Here is a 2,566-nt window from a genome sequence, read left to right on the forward strand (position 1 = left end):
CCCGCTCAAGCTGGCGGGCGTCCCCGCCGCGAAGCGTCGCGCGCGCGTGGACGAACTGCTCGAACTCGTCGGCCTCGCCGGACGCGGAGACTCCTACCCGTCCCAGCTCTCCGGCGGCCAGCGTCAGCGCGTCGGCATCGCCCGAGCACTGGCGGACAACCCGGGCGTGCTCCTGTGCGACGAGCCCACGAGCGCGCTCGACACCGAGTCGACTGCCCAGATCCTCTCGCTGCTGCGCCTCGTCCGCGACGTCTCGGGAGTCACCGTCGTCATCATCACCCACGAGATGGCCGTCGTCCGCGAGATCTGCGACTCCGTGACCCTCCTCGGTCATGGCCAGGTCCTCCAGACCGGCACCCTCGAAGAGGTCGTCGCCGACCCGGCCACGCCTCTCGCCCGCGAGCTGGTCCCCATGCCCGTCGTCGACTCGATCCCGTCTCTGGCCTCCCAGGAACGCTCCTACGGGCCCGGAGCGGATGCGGGCGTCGTCCTCCTCGACGTCGTCTTCACCTCGCACCCCGGCGTCCCCACGGGCGCGACCGTGCTGCACCTGGCCTCGTCCATGGGCGCCGACGTCACCGCGGGAACCTTCGAATCTCTCGGCAGCGTGCAGGTCGGCCGACTGGCCCTGACCGTCCCCGCCTACCACGCTGACAAGATCATCGAGCAGCTGCGCAAGAACAACGTCCACGCGGAAGTGAGGGACCAATGACCACCGCCTACCTCGCCGCTGCGAGCGCCGCAGGGGTGCTCGCGCCCACGGGCAAGGGCGACCCCACGTGGCTCGATAACCCCGCCCTCACCCAGAAGTTCGTTCCCGCGATCTTCGAGACCCTCATGATGACGGGCCTGTCCACCGTTTTCGCGGTCGTCATCGGAACGCTGCTGGGCCTCGTGCTGGTCCAGACCGGCAAGGGCGGCCTCACCCCCAACAAGGGCGTCTACCAGGCCGTCTCCTTCGTCGTCAACATCGTGCGCTCCCTGCCCTTCATCATCGGCATCATCATGCTGATCCCGGTCACCAAGATGATCGTCGGCAAGTCCACGGGCTCGCTGGCCACCGTCGTGCCGCTCGTCATCCTGTCCGCGCCGTTCTTTGCGCGCCTCGTGGAGACGAACCTCCTGGCCGTCGACCCGGGCAAGGTTGAGGCCGCCCAGATGATGGGCGCCTCCAACCGCCAGATCCGTTGGGGAGTCCTCATCCGCGAGGCCATGCCCTCCCTTGTCCAGTCGATCACGACTCTGGCGATCACCCTGATCGGCTACTCCGCGATGGCGGGCGCCGTCGGCGGTGGTGGCCTGGGCCAGATGGCCATCAACTACGGCTACAACCGCTGGCAGGACGACGTCATGATTTCGACCGTCATCGCGATCATCATCATCGTCCAGGTTATCCAGCTGATCGGCGACCTCATCTCGCGGGCGGTCGACCACCGCTCGCGCTGAGGCGCACGCAAACACCTTGTCCACCCGAGGCCACCCCGGCCTCGTCCCATCCCATCGACGACCACAGAAAAGAGAACCATCATGCGTCATCGCTCCTTCGCGGCCCTCGCGCTGGCCGCCGTTGCCTCCCTCGGCCTGGCGGCCTGCGGCGGCGGCTCCACCTCCTCCGATGCGTCCGGCTCCGGCTCCTCCTCCGACGTCGTGACCCTGACCGTGGGCGCGACCCCCTCGCCCCACGCCAAGATCCTCACCTACATCAACGACAACCTGGCCGCGGACGCGGGTATCAAGATCAAGATCGTGGAGTACACCGACTACGTTCAGCCCAACACTGCGCTCAACGACGGTGAGCTCGACGCCAACTTCTTCCAGACCGTCCCCTACCTGGAGAACGCTGAGAAGCAGGCTGGGTATGATTTCGAGGCCGGCGCGGGCATCCACCTCGAGCCCCTCGGCGTCTTCTCCAACAAGCACAAGTCCCTCGACGAGCTGCCCAACGGCGGCACGATCGGTATCATCTCCGACACCTCCAACCAGGAGCGCGCGCTGCGCCTGCTGGCCACCCAGGGCCTCGTGTCCATCCCCGAGGGTGAGGGCGACGTCAACGTCAACACCGTCACGAAGCTGAAGGACTTCAGCTTCAACGAGGTCGAGGGTCCGCAGCTGGTCCGCTCGCTCGAGGACTTCGACTACGCGGTCATCAACGGTAACTTCGCCCAGGAGGGCGGCCTGAGCCTGAGCGGCGACGCCCTGGTCGTCGAGTCCCCGGTCGACAATCCGGCCGTGAACGTCCTTGTGTGGAAGAGCGGCTCCGACAAGGCCGCCGCTATCGCGAAGCTCGAGGAGCTCCTGCACTCCGATCAGGTCAAGCAGTACATCGAGCAGACCTGGTCGGATGGCTCGGTCATCCCGGCGTTCTGACCTGCGAGGCCGGGGCGCGGTCGGGCGGGCGTTCTGACCTGCGAGGCCGGGGCGCGGTCGGGCGGGCGTGAGCGAGGCCGGGCCCCGAGATCGTGTCCGCGCGCCATGCGCCGCGCAATCGCGCACTGCGCGCCGGGCCGCTTGAATGAGTACAGACGGGTGGGCCCCGGAACCATGGGTTCCGGGGCCCACCCTTATG

General features: G+C 67.7%; 3 protein-coding genes. All 3 read left to right on the forward strand.

What is annotated here, in order from left to right; all coding sequences use genetic code 11:
* A partial coding sequence (locus tag HMPREF1138_RS02970) for an ATP-binding cassette domain-containing protein (RefSeq protein WP_009056367.1) occupies positions 1 to 712 on the forward strand: 712 nt, incomplete at its 5' end.
* Positions 709 to 1,446 carry a methionine ABC transporter permease gene (locus tag HMPREF1138_RS02975; protein WP_009056368.1) on the forward strand — a complete coding sequence of 246 codons (738 nt, stop codon included), beginning with the start codon at positions 709 to 711 and terminating at the stop codon, positions 1,444 to 1,446. The genes HMPREF1138_RS02970 and HMPREF1138_RS02975, both read left to right, overlap by 4 nt.
* An 81-nt stretch (positions 1,447 to 1,527) precedes the next feature.
* Positions 1,528 to 2,367: a MetQ/NlpA family ABC transporter substrate-binding protein gene (locus tag HMPREF1138_RS02980; RefSeq protein ID WP_009056369.1), complete on the forward strand. Its 840-nt coding sequence runs from the start codon at positions 1,528 to 1,530 to the stop codon at positions 2,365 to 2,367.
* Positions 2,368 to 2,566 lie beyond the last annotated feature (199 nt).

The organism is Actinomyces sp. ICM58 (assembly GCF_000283035.1).
In the GTDB taxonomy this organism is placed as follows: Bacteria; Actinomycetota; Actinomycetes; order Actinomycetales; family Actinomycetaceae; genus Pauljensenia.

What these genes read in the sequence shown, in the direction of transcription:
- HMPREF1138_RS02975 (WP_009056368.1), top strand. Translation starts at nt 709, where the DNA reads ATGACCACCGCCTACCTCGCCGCTGCGAGCGCCGCAGGGGTGCTCGCG.
- HMPREF1138_RS02980 (WP_009056369.1), top strand. Translation starts at nt 1,528, where the DNA reads ATGCGTCATCGCTCCTTCGCGGCCCTCGCGCTGGCCGCCGTTGCCTCC.